Source organism: Flavobacterium sp., from assembly GCF_046155325.1.
Taxonomy (GTDB): Bacteria; Bacteroidota; Bacteroidia; order Flavobacteriales; family Flavobacteriaceae; genus Flavobacterium.
The window spans coordinates 1-4,595 of sequence record NZ_JBJXDQ010000061.1 but is presented as its reverse complement, the minus strand read 5'-3'; the positions used below and the strand labels follow the sequence as shown (position 1 = coordinate 4,595).

3 protein-coding genes are annotated in these 4,595 nt (G+C 34.6%); all 3 read right to left on the bottom strand.

The window, feature by feature from the left end; all coding sequences use genetic code 11:
- A partial coding sequence (uvrA, locus tag ACKVOD_RS04070; RefSeq protein WP_409208200.1) for an excinuclease ABC subunit UvrA occupies positions 1 to 1,798 on the bottom strand: 1,798 nt, incomplete at its 3' end.
- Between the two features lie 237 nt (positions 1,799 to 2,035).
- On the bottom strand, positions 2,036 to 2,641 hold the full coding sequence (locus ACKVOD_RS04065; protein WP_409208199.1) for a type 1 periplasmic binding fold superfamily protein: 606 nt from the start codon (positions 2,639 to 2,641) through the stop codon (positions 2,036 to 2,038).
- 17 nt (positions 2,642 to 2,658) lie between these two features.
- Positions 2,659 to 4,595: TonB-dependent receptor (locus ACKVOD_RS04060; protein ID WP_409208198.1), on the bottom strand; the 1,937-nt coding region annotated here is incomplete at its 5' end.

Below are 4,595 nucleotides of genomic sequence, written 5' to 3'. Positions count from 1 at the left end.
TTTTTCCGTTTAAATATTGCGCAGTAATCGTATTCGATTTTAATGTCTCGGTTGGGGTTCCAATGCTAATGATTTCGCCACCATGTTTTCCTGCTTTCGGTCCAATATCAATCACGTAATCGGCACGTAAAATCATATCTTTATCGTGTTCAACTACAATGACTGAGTTGCCAATGTCCCGCAATTGTTCCAAAGAATGAATCAATTTATCATTGTCTCTTTGGTGTAAACCAATACTTGGTTCATCTAAAATATATAAAACACCTACTAACTGTGAGCCAATTTGTGTGGCTAATCTAATGCGTTGTGCTTCGCCACCAGAAAGCGATTTTGAGCTGCGGCTTAAAGCCAAATAATCCAAACCTACGTTCATTAAAAAAGCCAATCGATCTTTTATTTCCTTGATAACCTCCGTCGCAATTGTCTTTTGTTTATCAGATAAATGGGAGTTCAATTCCAGAAACCAAGCCGTAACATCCGAAATATCCATATTGCATAATTCGGTGATGTTTTTCCCATTAATTTTGAAAAACAAAGCTTCTTTTTTCAATCGAGAACCTTCGCAAACTGGACAATTTACTTCGTCCATAAATTCCTTTGCCCAACGTTTTATTGTCGTCGAACCACTTTCGTCATGTTGGTTTTTTATGAAATGCGAAATCCCTTCGAACTCAATTTTGTATTCTTTGGTTACACCCAAAACTTTCGATTCAACAGAAAATTTTTCTTTTCCTCCGTTCAAAATCATTTCCATCGCTTCTTCGGAAATGGTCGAAATAGGATCAGTCAATTTGAAGCCGTATTTTTCGCCAATGATTTCCAATTGCTTGAACATCCAACTGCTTTTGTATTCGCCCAAAGGTGCAAAACCACCTTTGTTTATTGATAATTTTGGATTGGGGATTATCTTCTTGATATTAATTTCATTCACCGTTCCTAAACCTTTGCAATGGTCGCAAGCTCCTTTTGGTGAATTAAATGAAAATAAATTGGGTTCTGGATTTTGATAGGAAATTCCAGTTGTAGGACACATTAAGTTTCGACTAAAAAAGCGAATTTCATTCGTGTCTTGGTCTAAAATCATCAACACATTTTCGCCCTGATACATAGCTGTTTTGATGCTTTCAGTCAGGCGTTTTTTATTTTCTTCGGAGTCCTCAATAACCATTCTGTCAATCACAATCTCAATATCGTGCGTTTTATAACGGTCGAGTTTCATACCTGTGGTAATGTCTTTTATTTCTCCGTTAATGCGGACTTTCAAAAAGCCTTGTTTGGCAATTTGCTGAAATAATTCAGCATAATGACCTTTTCTGGCGCGAATAATGGGTGCCAAAATATTGATTCGTTTTCCTGCAAAATCATGTGTAATCAATTGCTTGATTTGCTCATCGTCATAAGACACCATTTTTTCACCTGTATTGTAACTGTATGCATCGGCGGCACGAGCATAAAGTAAACGTAGGAAATCATAAATTTCAGTAATTGTTCCTACAGTCGAGCGAGGGCTCTTGCTAGTAGTTTTCTGTTCTATGGCGATCACGGGCGAAAGTCCGTCAATTTTATCGACATCAGGACGTTCCAATCCACCCAGGAATTGTCGGGCATAGGCCGAAAAAGTCTCCACATATCGGCGTTGTCCTTCGGCATAAATCGTATCAAAAGCTAGAGAAGATTTTCCCGAACCCGATAGACCAGTAATTACTACCAGTTTTTCACGAGGTATTTTTACATCTATATTTTTTAAATTGTGTACCCGCGCACCCAATACTTCAATGTTGTTATCGTTTTCTAGCATAAATTTTGGCAATTCCGAATAATCGGAAGCAAAGTTACCATTTTGATTTATTCTTTATGGTATGAGAACTTGGAAGTTTATGTTAAAATCAACTATAAAATCGTTTAAAGATTCTTCCTAATTTAATAACAAAAAATCAGCTTATAACTGAATTGTCATTTATTAACGAACACTGCAAAAAGAATAAAGCCAACTCAAAACTTGAGTTGGCTTTATTTATGAATTGAATTATAATGTTTAAATTGATTTTGCTAATGTTTGAATTGAATAGGTTACTTCTGCATCGGTTTCACCACCTGCATTACTAATACTACCTCCAGAAACTCCAAAAGCACTTTTGTTAGGTTCATGTTTTAAAGTAGCTGTAAGGTTACCAGAAGCTGCAGTTGATCCTGTTGTAAAAGTAAATTGCAACCCAATAGGTTTACTGTTGGCATCTGTATCTGCATAAGCAAAACTTCCTAAAGCAGCAGGGGCTTGAAAAAACAATTGGTGATCAACTCCTTCTGTCAAGACTTCTTCCGTAATATTATCCGCAGGAGTAATTAGTTCATTAAGGAATGTAACTGTTCCTGTATACACAGTATTGGTATAAATGGTTCCAGTAATACTTTGTACGGGTTTGTTAGGTCCTAAACCATCTAAATCGGTTGATTTCAGAGTGATCGTTTGTTCCCCATTTTTAAGCACTATTGTTACGGTAGTGATTAATTCCTCTTCGTTTACAATTGTTGGGTCATCATTATTACATGATAAAAATGTAAAAAATGACATTAATAATAGAGTTGATACAACTGATTTTTTTAAAACTTGTACTTTGTTAATTTGATTTGAAGTTTTCATTTTTTTTATTTTAAATTTTAATAATTTATTTTTAATTTGATTTGTATATTTCTGCCCATTTCGTCAGCAAAAAACCGCTGCTTATTTAGGTAGTCTCGATAATTAGTATTGAATATATTTTGTACTGAAAATACTAATGTTGTAATGCTTTTTTTGAAAGTTTTAAATTTTGCCTCTGAATAAAAATGCAATAATTGATAAGAGGGTGGAGGACTGCTAATTTCGACTGTACGTGTTTCTAAATTACCATCAATAAGAATATTTGCTGTAAAATTATTGTCTGGAAAACGATTTTGCCTAAAAACTAAATCTCCTTTTATTTCTAATACTAATTGTTTCCATTCTTTTTTCGAAAATTGAATTTTGCTATTCATAATAAAATTTGGCATATCAATCAGAGCCTCGTTTTGAGAAACATCTCGACCATTTACATAAGCCATAGCAAAAGTTTGCAGCCATTTTTTGTTCCAATTCCATTGTGTTTCTAAATCAATTCCGCTAAGTATAGCGTCTGTTTGCTGGTATTCCCAAACGGGGAAAGTTCCTCGAATAGTTTCTTCAATTCCCACTGGACTCAAAAACATATAATCTTGAATCCTATTTAGATACGGATTAACTTCAAGATAAAATGCGTTCCATTTTTTCTGTAAAGTGGTTGAAAACTTCAAAGATTGTTCTCTTTTTAAACCCAGATCACCTATTTCGATAATTCCTGTAGAATGATGTAAACCATCACTAAAAAACTCTGAAACATTCGGATTTCTTGAGGCAAAACTTATGTTGGCAAACCATTTTAAGTTGTCATCAAACGCTTTCAAAAAGCCAATACTTGCTGAAATATTCTGAAAATTAAACCTTGGGTTTGTTCTCCACTGAGTGCCTAAATCTTGAAATATAAAGGAACTAAAATCAGGAGTATACCCTTTTTTATCCCAGCGCGTTTTTAGATAATCTTTGATAGCATTGATACTGGTTATATCCAATCGCAAACCTGAATCTATCGAAAAAGAATCCGAAAATCGATGGGTAACAATCCCGTAAAGTCCCAAGTCTTTTTTTGTATAATTTGGAATCAAAGGACGAATTTTGGTTTCAGAACTAGCAACATTGTTTTGATAAGATGCGGAAATTCCTGATTTAAAATCCCAATCGTGTAGCTTTTTTTTGAAATCTACATTTAACGAATGAGTTGCTAACTCTAAGTCTAAGGCTGGAATATTCGAAAAACTTCTTCTTCTAACATCGAATTCTAGTCGTTTGTTAAACTGAAAGGCATACTGAAAAGATAATACGGCAGTTTCATTGAAATAGTAATTTGTGCTAAGCTTCGCAATATGATGTTGCACTTCTTGTTTTGGATTAGTTATCGAATAAGTAAAATCATTGATAACATCGGGGACTAGATTTTCTATAGCGTAATACAAATCAGCACTACTTCCGATATGCGATGCGCTCAATATTCCAATTCTAGCATTGTAAAAACTATAAAAAGAAGACAGATCGAATTTTTTTCCTATATATTTCAAGTCAGCTGTAAAATTGGCTTCTCGGTTTCCTGTATTCGACAAAACATAGTTGGGAGATTCTCTATCTCCCATATATTTGAATGTCCCCAAAGCATTCCAACTCCAGCCTTTACTATTCCCTTTGTGTAAACTAGAACTCAGGGAACCGCCCTGACCATTAGAATCAAAATTGGCAATCGTTTTTCCAAAAAGAGTGTCTTTTTTTGATACAATAGGCTCTATAATGACTAATCCACCTACAGCATCACCACTATATTGTAACCCAGAGGCTCCTTTGTTGACTGTAATTTTTCCTGCTGAATTAATGTCAAAATTTGGCGCATGTTCTATACCCCATTCTTGATCTTCAAGCCTCACATTATTGTTTAAAATTGGAACTCTACTACCATACAAACCATTGATGATTGGTTTTACTACTGAACTTCCGG